At 51.3% G+C, this 14,774-nt stretch carries 13 protein-coding genes and 1 pseudogene; 7 read left to right on the top strand and 7 right to left on the bottom strand.

All coding sequences use genetic code 11. The annotated features are described in order from the left end of the window. Nucleotides 1-182: 182 nt before the first annotated feature. The 3 genes from ACJY2L_RS06980 to ACJY2L_RS06970 form a co-directional block, all read right to left on the bottom strand. Nucleotides 183-677, bottom strand: a complete 495-nt coding sequence (locus tag ACJY2L_RS06980; protein ID WP_439213354.1) for a surface-adhesin E family protein — start codon at nt 675-677, stop codon at nt 183-185. Beyond that, a complete protein-coding gene (locus tag ACJY2L_RS06975; protein WP_439213353.1) occupies nt 674-1,297 on the bottom strand; it encodes a hypothetical protein in 624 nt (207 codons plus the stop codon). The genes ACJY2L_RS06980 and ACJY2L_RS06975 overlap by 4 nt, the downstream gene beginning before the upstream one ends. A 268-nt stretch (nt 1,298-1,565) precedes the next feature. Beyond that, entirely contained in the window at nt 1,566-2,471 is a 906-nt protein-coding gene (locus ACJY2L_RS06970) for a LysR family transcriptional regulator (RefSeq protein ID WP_439213352.1), read from the bottom strand. Nucleotides 2,472-2,641: 170 nt separating this feature from the next. Between ACJY2L_RS06970 and ACJY2L_RS06965 the strand changes: the two are divergent. Both ACJY2L_RS06965 and ACJY2L_RS06960 read left to right on the top strand, forming a co-directional pair. Beyond that, nucleotides 2,642-3,743: pseudogene (locus ACJY2L_RS06965) on the top strand (aldo/keto reductase). 32 nt (nt 3,744-3,775) lie between these two features. Then, nucleotides 3,776-4,069 carry a DUF1330 domain-containing protein gene (locus tag ACJY2L_RS06960; RefSeq protein ID WP_439213351.1) on the top strand — a complete coding sequence of 98 codons (294 nt, stop codon included), beginning with the start codon at nt 3,776-3,778 and terminating at the stop codon, nt 4,067-4,069. A 279-nt stretch (nt 4,070-4,348) separates the two neighbouring features. Here the strand turns inward: ACJY2L_RS06960 and ACJY2L_RS06955 are convergent, their stop codons facing one another. After that, complete coding sequence (locus tag ACJY2L_RS06955; protein ID WP_439213350.1) at nt 4,349-4,837, bottom strand: winged helix-turn-helix transcriptional regulator; 489 nt, start codon at nt 4,835-4,837, stop codon at nt 4,349-4,351. A 126-nt stretch (nt 4,838-4,963) separates the two neighbouring features. Here ACJY2L_RS06955 and ACJY2L_RS06950 point away from each other — a divergent pair, with 126 nt between their 5' ends. Next, nucleotides 4,964-6,175: an MFS transporter gene (locus tag ACJY2L_RS06950; RefSeq protein ID WP_439213349.1), complete on the top strand. Its 1,212-nt coding sequence runs from the start codon at nt 4,964-4,966 to the stop codon at nt 6,173-6,175. Continuing rightward, nucleotides 6,172-7,059, top strand: coding sequence for an EamA family transporter (locus tag ACJY2L_RS06945; protein ID WP_439213348.1), 888 nt, complete (start codon nt 6,172-6,174; stop codon nt 7,057-7,059). The genes ACJY2L_RS06950 and ACJY2L_RS06945 overlap by 4 nt, the downstream gene beginning before the upstream one ends. 219 nt (nt 7,060-7,278) lie before the next feature. On the opposite strand, the gene ACJY2L_RS06940 is transcribed toward ACJY2L_RS06945, so the two are convergent. Together ACJY2L_RS06940 and hprR are read right to left on the bottom strand one after the other, a co-directional pair. Continuing rightward, nucleotides 7,279-8,634: a heavy metal sensor histidine kinase gene (locus ACJY2L_RS06940; RefSeq protein ID WP_439213347.1), complete on the bottom strand. Its 1,356-nt coding sequence runs from the start codon at nt 8,632-8,634 to the stop codon at nt 7,279-7,281. After that, nucleotides 8,627-9,307 (bottom strand): response regulator transcription factor HprR, encoded by a 681-nt coding sequence (gene hprR / locus ACJY2L_RS06935; RefSeq protein ID WP_439213346.1) that lies wholly within the window; start codon nt 9,305-9,307, stop codon nt 8,627-8,629. The genes ACJY2L_RS06940 and hprR overlap by 8 nt, the downstream gene beginning before the upstream one ends. 242 nt (nt 9,308-9,549) lie before the next feature. Here hprR and ACJY2L_RS06930 point away from each other — a divergent pair, with 242 nt between their 5' ends. Continuing rightward, a complete protein-coding gene (locus ACJY2L_RS06930; RefSeq protein ID WP_439213345.1) occupies nt 9,550-10,041 on the top strand; it encodes a GlcG/HbpS family heme-binding protein in 492 nt (163 codons plus the stop codon). Nucleotides 10,042-10,365: 324 nt separating this feature from the next. Here ACJY2L_RS06930 and ACJY2L_RS06925 read toward each other — a convergent pair whose 3' ends face one another. Beyond that, nucleotides 10,366-10,890, bottom strand: coding sequence for a phenolic acid decarboxylase (locus tag ACJY2L_RS06925; protein WP_067436226.1), 525 nt, complete (start codon nt 10,888-10,890; stop codon nt 10,366-10,368). Nucleotides 10,891-11,400: 510 nt separating this feature from the next. On the opposite strand from ACJY2L_RS06925, the gene aspT reads away from it, so the two are divergent. After that, nucleotides 11,401-13,092, top strand: a complete 1,692-nt coding sequence (aspT, locus tag ACJY2L_RS06920; RefSeq protein ID WP_439213344.1) for an aspartate-alanine antiporter — start codon at nt 11,401-11,403, stop codon at nt 13,090-13,092. A gap of 34 nt (nt 13,093-13,126) precedes the next feature. Then, the gene (locus tag ACJY2L_RS06915) at nt 13,127-14,752 is read left to right on the top strand and encodes a bifunctional aspartate transaminase/aspartate 4-decarboxylase (RefSeq protein WP_439213343.1); all 1,626 of its coding nucleotides are present in this window, start codon (nt 13,127-13,129) and stop codon (nt 14,750-14,752) included. Nucleotides 14,753-14,774: the final 22 nt, after the last annotated feature.

Here is a 14,774-nt window from a genome sequence, read left to right as displayed (position 1 = left end):
ATAGCGTAACGCTGCCGCATCAGATCCGCCTCTGTCCTCTCCCTCATCAACAGTAAGAATTAACAAAGAGTACAATGCATGTCCTTAACTCCCTGAGGGTTGCAAGTCCTGTTCGTTGATGTATGGCAGATGACCAGGGCCATCTGCTTTAGCACTGATTTCAGTGTGCCGATTTGAACTAATTAATCCAGTATCGGTTTGCGGGTTTCTTTCGCTGGTTCTGGCCTGAGTTTTTCAACGGATATTTTGCACATGCTTTCAGCAATTATTCCAAAAAGCGAGTTTTTAGGGAAAGACTCCCACTGCCCTATATCCGGCTTAGCATGAACAAGATCACCCTCCGCGAACGGCCTGGAAAAATAAGTTCGTCCCATAACGGCTCGCTGGCTTTTAGCGCAGTTGATTACATTAATAGCCCGGGAGCTGGAAATGTAGACGGATGGATTTTTTATAATCTCTGTCGGCTTTACATAGTTATTGATTAAATAAAACCGACGCAGCTGGTTGTTACCCTGATACGTTGAAATAATCCTGTAATCGACATAAGACGTTATTTCATCATCTTCAAGAATTTTTATAAAACCAGCCGGCGTTTTGGCCGGTGTCTGTAGCGATGGTTTGTGCGACAGGGTGCAACCCGTCAGCATCAGTAATGACAGCCATATCAGTTTTTTCATTTGGCTTCCCCGACGGTTAAATCAGGACGTGATATTGCAAGCATAGCTGGCGTCACATGTCCCTGAACTGAACAGAGCAATAATGTTCCGTCTTCGCCTTTGCTGAGCATTAACAGTTTTTCAGCGCTTCCTTTTGCCGGCGCAATACCTGATACCGACTGTTCATTTTTTTCCCATGCACTGCTTGAATTTGATTTGATCATCATCTGCGAGACGTAATCATCTCCAGCCTTATTCCAGGTTAAATGATTAAGCGTTGACATCACCTGCTCAGGTGATTCTTTGAAAACCAGCCCCCAAAAATAATATTTACCATAATTAATTTCATCAAGGTTGCTGGTTTGGAGATAATATCCCGTTAGCGTCAGGTTTAATTCATGCAAGGGTTGAGCAAACCAAACGGTGCCATTACCGTCGGCTGGGGCCTTGAACCAGGCGTGAGAGTGCTTATCGTTCGTCAAAGGCGCGACGTGGCTGATTTTAGCTCGCTGATGATAAATTTCACTAAAAAATGTTGTATCGCAACGCGTCAGGCTTTGCGTCAACGTCTTAGCGTAAGCTGGAAACGTTGCTCCCGTCATTCCCAGCATGAGTCCTGTGATGCAGATGATTTTACGCATATAAATTCCCTCTAATAGAAAAGACGCTCTTTTTATCGGCTCTCTGCCATGAGGCTTTACTTTTTTTCTTGTTCTCTCTTATCAACATCATCAAAAAACATGCACAAGAAGTTATTATCTGGTGTACTTGCCTTGGCTATTTTACAGCCGATTAGCCAGAGCTTTGTCAGAACAAATAACCCCGTTAACGTGGCATTCAAATCTATTAGCGGCAAGATTACCCACACCGCCACCTTCATTTTGCCTGTAGCGAAAATCAGTGCTGACGTTAGTCAAAATAAGGTTTTAAGATTTCCTCAGTCCAGTTCATAAAGGCTCTGACACGCTGCGATAAATTGCGCCGGTGGGCGACAACAAATGAGGCCGTGAGCGGTTCGGGGCGCAGATCGGGCAACACCTCAATCAGGGCGCCGCGTTTAATATGCGGTAAAAGCGAAGAATATCCTCCCTGGATCAGGCCCAAACCCGCCAGCCCGGCATCGTGATAAGCCGGTACGCTATTGACCCGTATTGCCCCGGGTAACATCAGCGATTTATAGCCATCATCCGTGGGATATTCCCATCCGTCAGGTTTCGCCCCAAAATTCCGCATGTAATAAACCATCCGGTGTCCCTGACTGAGAAGATCGTTTGTTGTTTTCGGCACGCCAATGCGAGCAAGGTAGGCCGGGCTTGCTGCATTGATCATGCGCAGATGCCCCAGCGGCCGGGCAATAAGTGTGTCATCCACGATGGGCCCCAGACGCACCACACAGTCAAATCCTTCCAGAACCAAATCGACACGGCGATCGGTACTTGAAAGCTCAATCTCCAGTTCAGGGTGCGCTTCCAGTAATTGTGGTAGGGCAGGAATAACCACGCTTTGCGCCAACACCGCTGGCATATCAACGCGCAACCGACCGCGCAGTGCCATACCTGCATCGGTAAACATTGAGTGCAGTTCTTCTGCCTCTGATAACAAGTCGCGCGCGCGCGAATAAAACGCCCTGCCATCTTCTGTCAGTCGCACAGTTCGCGTGGTGCGGTGCAGAAGCGTGGCACCCAGATCGCGCTCAAGCTCACGAATCACCGTTGAGACACGTCCTTTCTGAATGCCCAGGCTTTCTGCTGCCTGCGTAAAGCTCTTCATTTCTGCTACGCGCGTAAAAATGTTCAGCGCGTCGAGATTCTTCATTGTTCACTCTCAGGATAACAGTGCGTTATTTTTCACGCTATTTATGCCGATAGTAATACTTAATAGACTGCTTTCACACCGCATTGAACGGCACGTTGTAATGGCACATAGCGCCGCGCCGTTTCATCCCGCCCGCACCCAACATCGTTAAATAAAAAGGCGAAACCACAGTGAAATATAATCAGCCTGGCCGAACCGGCCTGTTCGTTTCGGAATTATGTTTCGGCACCATGACCCTGGGCGGCAACACTAGATGCGGGCATGTGGTCCGCCGTGGGTGCGGTCGCACAGGATGAAGCGAACCAGCTTATTGCGCAGGCATTGGCGAGCGGCATTAACTTTATCGATACTGCCGATATTTACTCTTTCGGCCAATCTGAGTGTATTACAGGCGCAGCGCTTAAAGCGCTTGGTGTGAGACGTAGTGACATCATTCTCGCCACAAAAACCGGTGGCGTGATGGGTTCCGGCCCTAATGATAAAGGGGCATCACGCGGGCATATCATGGATTCAGTGCAGAAAAGCCTGCAACGACTGCAGGTCGATCATATTGACCTGTTGCAGATACATGCCAGCGATCCGGTCACGCCCATTGAGGAAACGCTGCGGGCGCTTGACGATCTGACCCGACAGGGGCTGGTTCGTTATGTGGGTGTTTCGAACGGGTCCGCTGGCAAGTTGGGTAAATCACCTGGCCTGAGCGAAGCGCTACACGCAACGCGGTTTGAAACGCTTCAGGCCTATTATTCCATTGCCGGACGTGACGTCGAGCGGGAGCTGATACCGCTGGCACGTGAAGAGAAAATGGGGCTGCTTGTCTGGTCGCCACTCGCTGGCGGGTTACTGACCGGAAAATTTGGTCCTGGAGCAGCAGCGGAAAGCGATGCCCGTCGTAGCATATTCGATTTCCCACCCGTTGATTGCGACCTGGCATGGAAATGCGTTGCTGCCATGCGCGATATTGCAAGCCAACACGCGGTATCAGTCAGCCGGATCGCACTCGCCTGGTTACTGGCAAAACCGGATGTCACCAGCGTGATTATTGGTGTGAAGCGGCTCGCCCAGCTCACGGATAATCCTGGCGCTACCGACGTTGTTCTGACTGCTGAGGAACTGGCGCACCTTGATGCGATAAGCGCGATGCCGCCTCATTATCCGGGATGGATGATCGACCATCAGGATGCTGAACGCACCCCCAACCTTTCACTTTTACTGCACAGAATTAAACCCACCGTTTCAGCTTATGCGCGACTGTCTGTGTGCTTATGCTGAAATATATCGTCACCTACCCAGGATAAAGAAAAATGAATAAAGGTTATTTAATCGCGCATGTCACCGTATCAGACCCTGTCGCCTACTCTGAATATGCCCGCGCCGCCGGAGAGGCAATGCAGGAATTTAATCCTAAAATCATTGCCTGGTCTGGGCGGTATGAAAATCTTGAGGGCGAGTCGCATGAACGGCATGTGGTTTTTGAATTCGCTTCTTTTGATGAGGCCAGGCGCTTCTATAAAAGCCCTGGATATCAGGCGGCCAGATTACTGCGCGCAGGTGCGGCGACCGGAACTTTTGTCCTGGTTGAAGGGCCTGAGGGTTAATTGCTGAATTCAACATTTTTGCTTAAAGCAGATCGTCCGCTGGGCCGTCTGCTTTATGGCCATCTGAAAATCTGGTTACAATAGTTCTGAAGTTTACCGGCGTTATATCGCGACTGGGGTAGTTTCTCAGAAGAGATTTATTGAAAATGGAACACTGAGATACGCATTTATCTCAAAGATTTTATCGATAGTTTTCTTGAAAAAAATGAAAGCAGATGAATTTTCCCATCGCCTAACAACCTCGCGGATAATTCTCCCTCTGACCACCCATGATTGTTGTTAACTAACCGGCGGATCGCACAGAGGATTAGCACTCTCGCCTGAAATTACACGCCGCCGATGGCAGTCGCCAGGCCCCAGCGTGTTGCCGTCGCATGAACGAACCTCCAGCGGCTGTACAGGTTCTCCATGCGTGTTATCCACAAGCACAGAATGTATTTCGCCCTCCTCAAACAGGTAACGCTCTCCCCACTGGCGCAGTGCCACGACGATGGTGAAAATAGTCCGCCCTTTGTCGGTAAGCACATATTCGCCATACGCGCTGCCGTCTGAGGCGGGACAGATCTCAAACACACCGACATCAACCAGCTGTTTCAGTCGGGAAGAGAGAATATTTTTGGCCAGCCCCAGGTTCTTCTGAAACTCACTGAATCGGCGTACATCATCAAACGCCTCACGGATAATCATCAGGCACCAACGTTCACCAATTGATTCCAGTGTTCTTGCTACCGGACATTCGCTGGTTCTGAGTGATTCCTGCTTTGCCATCCGTTTTCTCTCTACATCTGCTTTTGATGATTACAGCATAGCGCCCCGAGAAAGAGGTTGCAAAAAAAAACCACTCAGGTAAGTTCTGGCTAACGTAGTTTCAAAAAGAAACCAGAGAGGGATGGTATGCGTGGTAAGGCGGACAACAATTCTGTCGTTGAGATTCAAGCGCCTGTAACCAGTGCCACGGTGCTGACACCAGGGATAACATTTTTGTTCTCATTCACGTGTGCTCTGGCGGTGGCAAATGTCTATTCTGCTCAGCCGCTGCTTGAATCAATGGCAACCAGCCTGAAAGTAGAGCCCGCTATCATCGGCAGCGTCGTCACCTTAACCCAAACCGGTTATTTAGCGGGTTTACTCTTTCTGGTTCCCCTCGGCGACCGGATAAACAGAAAAACACTCGTGATCACGCTGCTGTTGCTTTCCGTGCTGGCGCTGGTAATGGCAGGATTATCAAAGAATCTGCCGATTCTGCTTGGCGCGATGCTGTTGATCGGCTTAATGGCCGTCGTGGTTCAGCTCATGGTTGCCTGGGCAGCGATACTGGCAGCGCCTGACAGACGCGGCGTGGCGGTGGGTAACGTCACCAGCGGCATCGTTTTGGGGATCCTGCTGGCCCGCTTCATCTCTGGAACCCTTGCCGACCTGGCTGGCTGGCGGGCCGTTTATCTGATTGCTGCCTGCCTGATGTTGCTAATAGCATTACTCTTTATGAAAGTGATGCCAGCGTCGTTGCCGCAGGCAAAAACCCCCTCTTATCTCTCTCTTTTGCTGGCTGTTTTTCGCCTGTACATCACGGAACCTCAATTGAGAACGCGTGGCGTTTTGACTCTGCTTATCTTTGCGGCTTTCAGCATGCTCTGGACCACAATGGTGATGCCGCTGACTGCCATGTCGCTGTCACATACGCAGACAGGCATGTTTGGTTTAGCGGGCATAGCGGGTGCGCTGGCGGCCTCAAAAGCGGGATTATGGGCAGACAAAGGCAACGGGCAGCGCGCTACCGGATTGGCTTTGATAGTGCTAACATTCTCATGGCTGCCCATCGCGTATACCGAGACCTCCCTGCTGTGGCTGATTATCGGCATCATCATGCTGGACTTCGCGGTACAGACCGTTCATGTCATCAATCAGAGCGTCATCATTGCTGACAGGCCAGCAGAGGCGAGCCGCCTCGTCGGCGCTTATATGTGTTTTTATTGCGTTGGCAGCGCCTCTGGCGCCCTTGCCGCAACGCAGCTTTATGCGCTCTGGGGATGGCAATCCGTCTGTATTGCCGGTGCTTTGGTGAGCGCCTGTGCTTTTATCCTTTGGGCAGGATTAACCAGATCATGAAATTACATCATCTGCTGCTTGCGATTCTGATCACGGCGATTTGGGGCGTTAACTTTTCAGTGATTAAGCTGGGCCTGAGTTCTGTGGATCCGTTAATTCTGGCCGGTATACGCTTTACCTTATGCGCCTTGCCCGCGTTATTCTTTATAAAAAAACCGGATGTCGCGTGGCGCTATATCATCAGCTATGGCCTGGTTTTTGGCACAGGTTTATGGGGATTGGTGAACTTAGGAATTAAAGCCGGGCTTTCTGCCGGAATTGCCTCGCTATTGCTGCAATTCAGTGCCTTCTTTACGCTCTTATTAGGAAGTTTAGTCTTTAAAGAGCGCCTCAACCGCTATCAAATTGCGGGTTTTACTGTCGCCTGTTCAGGATTGATGTCTATTGTTTTTATTACCGATGGTTCCGTTACGCTTACAGGTACGCTGCTGGTATTGGCAGGCGCAATAGCCTGGAGTCTCGCCAATATTATCAATAAGCATTCGGGTACAACGCAGATATTTTCCTTTCTGGTATGGTCGAGCGCCTTTTCTCCGATTCCGCTTTTCGTGCTGGACTGGCTGGTCAACGGTAGCAACGGATACGCGGCGTTAGTCAGTCATATTGATTATCGCGCTGTGCTGTCAATCCTCTTTCAGGTCTATCCTAATACGCTGTTTGGCTATTGGGTATGGAATTCCCTGCTTAAGCATTATCCACTCTCTACCGTGGCGCCCTTGTCGCTGTTGGTGCCGGTGTTCGGAATGTTGGGATCCATGGCAATATTTGGCGAAGCTCTCTCGTGGATAAAAATTCTCGCCCTGCTGCTGATTATTTCCGGGCTGATTACAGGATTGTATGGCCAGCGCCTGACACGTTTTTTACGCAAAAAAGCGTGGGTTTAATACGCCACAATTTACAGCGGTTGTGATACAGGCAATTGCTCAGCGCCTGGGTGCTTAAAAATGAAAACGCCCTGCCGATTCTGCGGGGCTATTTTATGTTTCCGGGCGGGCGTCAGCTTGCTAATCCCGCAGGCTCTGGCTTTTTCTTCTCCTGCAGCACTCATCTGAAATCGGCTTTTGCGCCTGTGGCCAACGGTCAGCAGCATCCATCGACAGCCGTCAGGCCAGCAGCCGCAGGCCAAAAATAGTCTGTCCTTTCTCATGCCGGTAATAAGCAAGTCCGCCATGTAATGTGGCGATGGCGTACACCAAAGAGAGCCCAAGCCCGCTTCCGGAGGTCTGGCGGACATTATCGCCGCGCCAGAATCGCTCGAATAATTTATCCGGCTCGGCAATAACGTCACCGGCATTCGACACCTCAATCTCAACGTATTCAGCACGATGATACGTGCTAATCACAATCTGCCCTGGTGCCGGTGAATACCGTATGGCATTGATCAGCAGGTTGGTCATTGCACGCTGGAACAGCATTTTATCCGCGGTGACGCTGCCTTCGGCGTTGAGTGCGATAACCATTTCCCGCTCTTCCGCGACCGGCTCCAGAAAGTCGATCAGCGTTTCCAGCGCGTCATGAAGCAAGAAGGCCTCTTTATTGAGCTGGATGTTGTGATGGGTGGCGCGGGCAAGAAAGAGAATATTTTCAGTCAGTCGCGACAGGCTTTCCAGCTCTTCAATGTTGCCTTCCAGCAGCGCCTGATATTCACTCACCGACCGCGCATGGCCCAGCGCCACCTGATTCTGGCCCAGCAGAACATTAATGGGCGTGCGTATTTCGTGTGCCAGATCGTCGGCAAACTGGGTCAGGCGGACGAAGTCAGTGGATAAGCTCTGACGCATCGCGTTAAGCGCTTTCCCCAAGGGCAGCAATTCCTGCGGGATAGCCTGCAGCGGCACCGGATGATTTAACCTGTCACTGGCGGTTTCCGCCAAAATCTCACTCAGCCGCCCTATCGCTTTTAGCCCTCGGCGAATAAGCAGCGGGCTGACTGCGGCGCAGAGAAAAATAGCTGCCAGTGAGACCAGAATGCTTTGCTGACGATAGCGATCCAGCATCATCGCCCGCTCCCGCGCGACCCGGGCCAGCGTGATGGTAACCGGTCCGAGCGATGAGTTTGCCTGCAGGCTAAGCGCAGCCGCTTCCGTATGATCAGCATCCATCCAGCGATGCAGCTGTCGTGCATTCGGCGGGCTGTTTACCGGCGTGGGCGACATCTCAGGCAAAGCGACACCGGTGTGATTAATACTGACGTTCTGCTCATGCTGCGATCGGATGCTGAGGATATCCTGATGAATATCGACCATGCGGTTGAAATAGAGCGGCAACGAACTGGGATGGGCGCCATCTTCAAGCAGCTGCCTTAATTGCGCAGCGCGGTTGATCAGCGTCTGGTCGTCCCGCCACACCAGCTCACTGCGTAAGGCGTTGTAAAGTATCAGGCTAATACCGCCGCAGGCCATCGCCATGATCAGCGTAAAAATTGCGGTCAGCCGCAGCGTTAGCGACGCGCTATGCATTGTCAGGTGCCTTTTCCGACAGACAATATCCCATGCCTCTTACCGTGGTGATGAGCTTATGAGTGAAAGGATCGTCGACTTTGCGGCGCAGGCGGCGAATGGCGACATCGACAATGTTGGTTTCACTGTCGAAATTGACGCCCCAGATTTCGCTGGCCAGCAGCGTGCGCGGCAAAATCTCACCGTGACGGCTGGCGAGGAGCCAGAGCAGCATAAACTCTTTGCGCGTCAGCGTCAGAGGTATACCGTCACGCGTGACCTGAAAGCGCGTGGAATCCATCACCAGATCGGCCACGCGCAGCACGCTGCTGTGCGGCTGTTGCTGTCGTAGCTGATTCCTTACCCGTGCCAAAAGCTCAGCAAATGAGAAAGGTTTGACCAGATAATCATTGGCGCCCAGCTCCAGCCCTTTAACGCGATCGTCTACAGAATCTCTGGCGGTCAGGCAAATCACGGGAACATTGCTGGCGGTACGCAGCGTTCTCAGCACCTGCCATCCATCCATGCCCGGCAGCATGATGTCCAGAATGATCAGGCTGTAAGGATGCGACAGTGCCAGATGCAGGCCATCCCGCCCGTCTGCCGCGAAATCCACGATATAGCCCGCTTCTTCCAACCCTTTCCGCACCCAGGCGCTGGTCTTCAGATTATCTTCGATCAGTAATAGTTTCATCGGCGCAGTTTGCCATTAAAGTCATGTCCTCCCCAGCGTTTCAACGCCAGATGACAATACGGTCATCTTTCTGACAGGCAGTTGGAACCACCGTGCCGGTATAACAGCAGCGTGATGAATCGTGGAGAGCGCGTTTTATCTGTGAAGTCCCGGTGACATTTCCTGTTGCTACCTACATCTGTACGTTCCGTTGCTGCTGAGCCAGTACGGTTATTTTTTCTATCGCGGGAGCTTAAAAATAAATGAAACGTTTACTGCTTGCACTGACGCTGGCAACCGGGCCAGGCATGGCATTTTCAGCTGAACCTGCAGCCGTCTATGACATGACTCAGGCCCTGAGTAATGAGCTGGCTACCGAAGCACTGTCGGTTTGCCATGGCATGAATCGTCAGGGCGTGGTAGCAGTTGTCGATCGCGGCGGTAATCTGGTGTCGATAATGCGGGATGATAACGTTGGACCGCACAATACGCAGGCTGCCTGGCGTAAAGCGTTTACGGCGCTCTCGACCAAAACGCCGACCAAACAGCTCACCATCAAGGCGCAATCCTCACCGGACAGCGTTAATCTCAATACCGTCAGCGACCTGTTGCTGCTTGGCGGCGGCGTACCGGTTAACTATCGCGGCCAGTGGATCGGTGCCGTCGGCATGGCGGGCACCGGTGGCGCAGAATCTGACGATCGATGCAGCGCTGAGGCGATTAAAAAGGTTTTTGGTGAAAGCCAACCGCAGTAACACGCTAAAAGTATGCCAGTCGCGCACTTTTACAGAGAAGGCGAGAAAGAGAACCTTTCTCGCCTTTTTAGTGACAGCACCAGTCCAAAGCACATGTTGGTTAGCCGAAAACAACAAGAAAACCGTGCCGCAACAACAGTTAACTCTGGCCTTATTATGCCGAGACTTTTTATGTGTCGCATTGCCCCATTACGCGGCAGTCAGAAAACCCTGATGGAATGAGGATAGTGGATAAAGGTTTCCACAGAAGAAACCTTTTAGGATGAGGCATGACGTCCAGCAATAATTACCCCGCCAGTGCATCTTAACTTCGGCCATTAGCCCTTATTTCCCTTCAAAGAAATCATCTGGCAGCTGGCCCGGTGCCATGCTAATTACAGCATCGTTATCAGGACCTTCGTTCTTCATGTAAGTCACCCGGGCAAACTCAGGAATCACAACATAAGGATAAGCCGGGCCTTCGTCGCGAAAACGGTGCATATCGTCTATAAATTCGTTTTGATAACAGATGGTTTTTTCAGGGTGCTGGTTTTCACCGGCAATCCACTGCGGAAAGAAGATGGTGCCATGAATGATTTTTCTTTCAATGTCGAACAACAGGCTGACGCAGGTTCCTGTCGGCTCGTGCCAGTCGACTTTATAAATGCCCGGCGCAAACTGCACAGCATTCATCGTTTGATGGGTCACCCATCGCCCGCCCACCAGCCCCTGATGTATGCGGTAATCACAGGTATTGTCATTGCGCGCATACCATTCGTATTTCCAGCCATTATCGTAGGTATAAACAAAATGTGTTCCCACAAAAGCGGATAAATCTTTTGCTATATCGTTTAATGATTCAGTGGACATAACGACCTCATATTCAATCGAAGCGTGGATAAGCCGATTTTAATTCTCCAAACCTGTAAAACCTCCGCATCAGCACTGAAATTCAATAGTAAGCATCAGCGAAGATATTATCCAATAATGACGCAGGTAAAATTCATTTTCTAACTTATCAACAGGAAAATTCAGATCCAGATTGAAAGTCAATATTTGCGTATTACGCATAAGGCATACAGCGTGAGCTTCCCGCTTAAATGACATCACTGAAATATTGCTGCAACAGGAATAAAACAATGAAACCGATTAATGAATTTTCTTGTTTTAAATCATCGAATTAACCAACGTGATAATTAATCAAACACGGTCACTGTGATTGTTCACGCCTGTTTTCCCGACTTTTTCATTGCCAAAAAAATTTATAACGCTAATCTTTTATGAGCATTAAATATTGCCGCTTATCTTCACCTGATCGATCACTTTTCAGGTAATTCCATCTGCCTGAATCACAAGAATCACTGTGCAGGATATTATTCTATGGGCTTGATGCATGAAGTTTTTCGTCTGTCGCCGGAGCTGGCTCTTTTCCTTTCTCTTGCGGCAGGTACGTGGATTGGTAAATTCAAACTGGGTGCCTTCCAGCTTGGCGGCGTAGCCGGAGCACTATTGGTTGCCGTGCTGATAAGCCAGGTAGGCATTACTATCGACAGCGGGATTAAAAACGTTCTGTTTGCCGTGTTTATTTATGCCGTGGGTTTTGAAAGCGGGCCCAAATTTTTCTCCTCACTGGGGCGGCGAACATTGCGGGAATTTGCCCTGGCGCTGGTACTGGTTATTTCGTCATTAGCAACGATAGTGGTGCTGGCAAAAATCTTTGCGCTGGATAAGGGAATTGCCGCCGGTATTGCAGCGGGTGCACTAACTCAGTCAGCCATTATTGGCACCGCCAGTGCAGCCATCGCTAAATTAAATCTGGACCCGGCTCAGCTCCAGCAGATGCAGGGCAACGTCGCGGTGGGGTACGCGGTGACCTACATCTTCGGCTCGCTGGGTGCCATCATCATCTGCGTTAATATCCTGCCCAAAATCATGGGACGCTCAATCCGTGAAGATGCAATAAAAGCTGAACAGGAGATGATGCATGGTGCAATGGTTCTGGCGCCAGGCCAGGTGCCCGCATTACCGGAATTGGTCGGGCGCGTGTTTCTCGCCGGGCCGGTCGCTGGCAAAAGCGTGGCTCAGGTTGAAGCACTGGCAAATCCGCTTTTTCCGGTCACGCTCGAACGCATCAAACGCGACGATCAGGTTATCGCGGTCACGCCGGATATGGCGCTTAATGAGAATGATGTGCTGCTTCTGGTAGGCCGCCGCAAAGGTATCGTTGCCCTTGCGCCCTCGCTTGGCAAAGAGCTGGATGAGGAAGCGGGCCCGGCAATGACCATGAAAACCGCCGACGTTTTCCTCACCAATCCCGCGCTGATCGGCAAACGTGTGGATGAACTGCGCGAACAGCTGTCGGCAGATGTCCGCCACGGTATTTATGTCACCGGCCTGAAGCGTGGCGAGACGGTGCTTCCCTTCAAAGATGACGTAGTGATAGAGCGCAATGACGTTGTGACGCTGTACGGCAGTGAACAGGACATACAACGCGCTGTCGCCATGGCCGGACCGGCGCTGCTGAAAAGCCCAAAAACCGACCTGATGTTTCACGGCTTTGGCCTGGCGTTTGGTCTGTTGCTTGGCTTGCTGGTGCTGCGTATCGGCTCTGTGCCTCTGACGTTGGGCAGCGGCGGCGGTGCCCTGCTCGCGGGCTTGCTGTTTGGCTGGTATCAGGCGCGTAAGCCTCTGATCGGGAATATGCCGCTGCCAGCGTCCGGCTTGCTGCGCGACTTAGGGCTGGCAGGTTTCGTTGCCGTCGTCGGGTTACAGTCTGGCCTGCAAGCGGTTGAGACCGTCAAAAATAACGGCATCTCCATTTTTCTGATCGGCATCGTCGTCACGGTCGTCCCGCTGATGATCACGCTATTCATTGGCCGCTATCTGCTGCGCTATGACAACACGGCGATTTTTGCCGGTGCCTTATCCGGTACGCGCAGCGCGAATCCTGCCTTTGGGGAAATCCTCGATAAAGCGGGTAATGCCATTCCAACCGCTCCCTTTGCGGTGACTTACGGGCTGGCAAATGTGTTCCTCACCTTGCTAGGCCCGCTTATCGTCGCGCTGGTATGACGATGACCTGCTTTCTTATCCGGAGAGATCAACCATGTCGAATCCTTACGATAAATATGCATCACTCAGTCCTTTTGAACTCAAAGACGCACTGATAGAGCTGGCTTCTGGCAAACCCGATCGCATGATGCTGAATGCAGGAAGGGGAAATCCCAATTTTCTGGCTACCCTGCCGCGCCGGGCCTTCTGGCGCCTGGGATTATTTGCCACCGAAGAGGCTGAACGTTCCTATTCCTATTTGCCGCATGGCATTGGAGGAATACCGCGCAAAGAGGGCATCGAAGCGCGCTTTGATGCATTCCTGGCGCGGGGACATGAACAACCTGGCGTGGCGTTCTTATCGCGGGCAGTGAGCTATGTGCGCGATCAGCTGGGACTTTCCGCGTCTGATTTTTTACATGAGATGGTCGAAGGCATTCTCGGTTCAAATTACCCGGTTCCGCCGCGGATGCTGACCATCAGTGAAAAAATCACCCGTGAATATATCGTCAAAGAGATGATCGGTGGCCTGATTTCAGCTGAAGATGTTGATCTGTTTGCAGTAGAAGGCGGGACGGCGGCCATGACCTACTTGTTCAACACGCTGCGCACCAACGGCCTGGTCACGGCCGGTGATAAAGTCGCCATGGGCGCGCCCATCTTCACCCCCTATATTGAAATCCCGCAACTGGAAGATTACCGTCTGGAAAGCGTGATGATTAACGCGTCACCGGAAGAGAACTGGCAATATCCTGATGAAGAGCTCGATAAGCTGCTCGATCCGGCAATCAAAATCTTTTTCTGCGTAAACCCGAGCAATCCTGCATCGGTTAAAATGGACGAACGCACGCTGGGGAAAATGGTCAGCATCGTGGCGCAGCGTCCCGACCTGATTATTCTGACTGATGATGTTTACGGCACGTTCGCCAACAACTTCAAGTCGCTGTTTGCCGTCTGTCCGCAAAACACCATCCTGGTCTATTCCTTTTCCAAATACTTTGGTGCCACGGGCTGGCGCCTTGGCGTTATCGCGACGCATCAGAACAACATTCTTGATGAACAACTCAGTGAACTCAGTGATGCTGAAAAAAACCGCCTCAATCATCGCTACGGTTCGCTGACACCGGATGTTCCGGCGTTGCGTTTTCTTGACAGGGTGGTGGCAGACAGCAGAAGTGTGGCGCTCAATCACACCGCCGGATTATCCACCCCACAGCAGGTGCAAATGGTGTTGTTCAGCCTGTTTGCCCTGATGGACGGAGATAATGGATACAAAGCGGCGGTGTCGCAGGTGATTCGCCGACGTCAGGCGGTGCTGTATCGTGAGTTAGGCATCACGCATATCGATACTGAAGAGGCTGTCGATTACTACACCCTGCTGGATCTCGAAGCGATATCCCGTCAGGTTTACGGTGACGAGTTTGCCGACTGGGTGAATATCACGCTCAATCCAACGGATCTGCTTTTCCGTATTGCTGAGGAAACCGGGATCGTTATGCTGCCTGGCAGAGGATTCGGTAGCCTGAAGCCTGCTGGCCGCATCTCCCTGGCTAACCTTAATGAATATGAGTACGCCGCCATTGGTAAATCACTCAAAGGGATGATGGACCAATATCACGAAAAATACCGTTCCGGGCAGAAGAAAAATAAAAAGAAGGATAAGGTGAATAAAGGGAAATAATCATCGGGAAGGGAAACGGCCG

The sequence above is a fragment of the Duffyella sp. Ts4 genome, assembly GCF_051851875.1.
Classification (GTDB): domain Bacteria; phylum Pseudomonadota; class Gammaproteobacteria; order Enterobacterales; family Enterobacteriaceae; genus Duffyella; species Duffyella gerundensis.
This window is presented reverse-complemented; position numbering and strand designations above follow the sequence as displayed.

Excerpts from the sequence above, each read along its gene's own strand:
- ACJY2L_RS06915 (WP_439213343.1), top strand. The coding sequence starts at position 13,127 with ATGTCGAATCCTTACGATAAATATGCATCACTCAGTCCTTTTGAACTC.
- ACJY2L_RS06925 (WP_067436226.1), bottom strand. The coding sequence starts at position 10,890 with ATGTCCACTGAATCATTAAACGATATAGCAAAAGATTTATCCGCTTTT.
- ACJY2L_RS06970 (WP_439213352.1), bottom strand. The coding sequence starts at position 2,471 with ATGAAGAATCTCGACGCGCTGAACATTTTTACGCGCGTAGCAGAAATG.
- ACJY2L_RS06940 (WP_439213347.1), bottom strand. The coding sequence starts at position 8,634 with ATGCATAGCGCGTCGCTAACGCTGCGGCTGACCGCAATTTTTACGCTG.
- ACJY2L_RS06980 (WP_439213354.1), bottom strand. The coding sequence starts at position 677 with ATGAAAAAACTGATATGGCTGTCATTACTGATGCTGACGGGTTGCACC.
- ACJY2L_RS06950 (WP_439213349.1), top strand. The coding sequence starts at position 4,964 with ATGCGTGGTAAGGCGGACAACAATTCTGTCGTTGAGATTCAAGCGCCT.
- ACJY2L_RS06975 (WP_439213353.1), bottom strand. The coding sequence starts at position 1,297 with ATGCGTAAAATCATCTGCATCACAGGACTCATGCTGGGAATGACGGGA.
- ACJY2L_RS06960 (WP_439213351.1), top strand. The coding sequence starts at position 3,776 with ATGAATAAAGGTTATTTAATCGCGCATGTCACCGTATCAGACCCTGTC.
- ACJY2L_RS06945 (WP_439213348.1), top strand. The coding sequence starts at position 6,172 with ATGAAATTACATCATCTGCTGCTTGCGATTCTGATCACGGCGATTTGG.
- ACJY2L_RS06955 (WP_439213350.1), bottom strand. The coding sequence starts at position 4,837 with ATGGCAAAGCAGGAATCACTCAGAACCAGCGAATGTCCGGTAGCAAGA.
- hprR (WP_439213346.1), bottom strand. The coding sequence starts at position 9,307 with ATGAAACTATTACTGATCGAAGATAATCTGAAGACCAGCGCCTGGGTG.
- aspT (WP_439213344.1), top strand. The coding sequence starts at position 11,401 with ATGGGCTTGATGCATGAAGTTTTTCGTCTGTCGCCGGAGCTGGCTCTT.
- ACJY2L_RS06930 (WP_439213345.1), top strand. The coding sequence starts at position 9,550 with ATGAAACGTTTACTGCTTGCACTGACGCTGGCAACCGGGCCAGGCATG.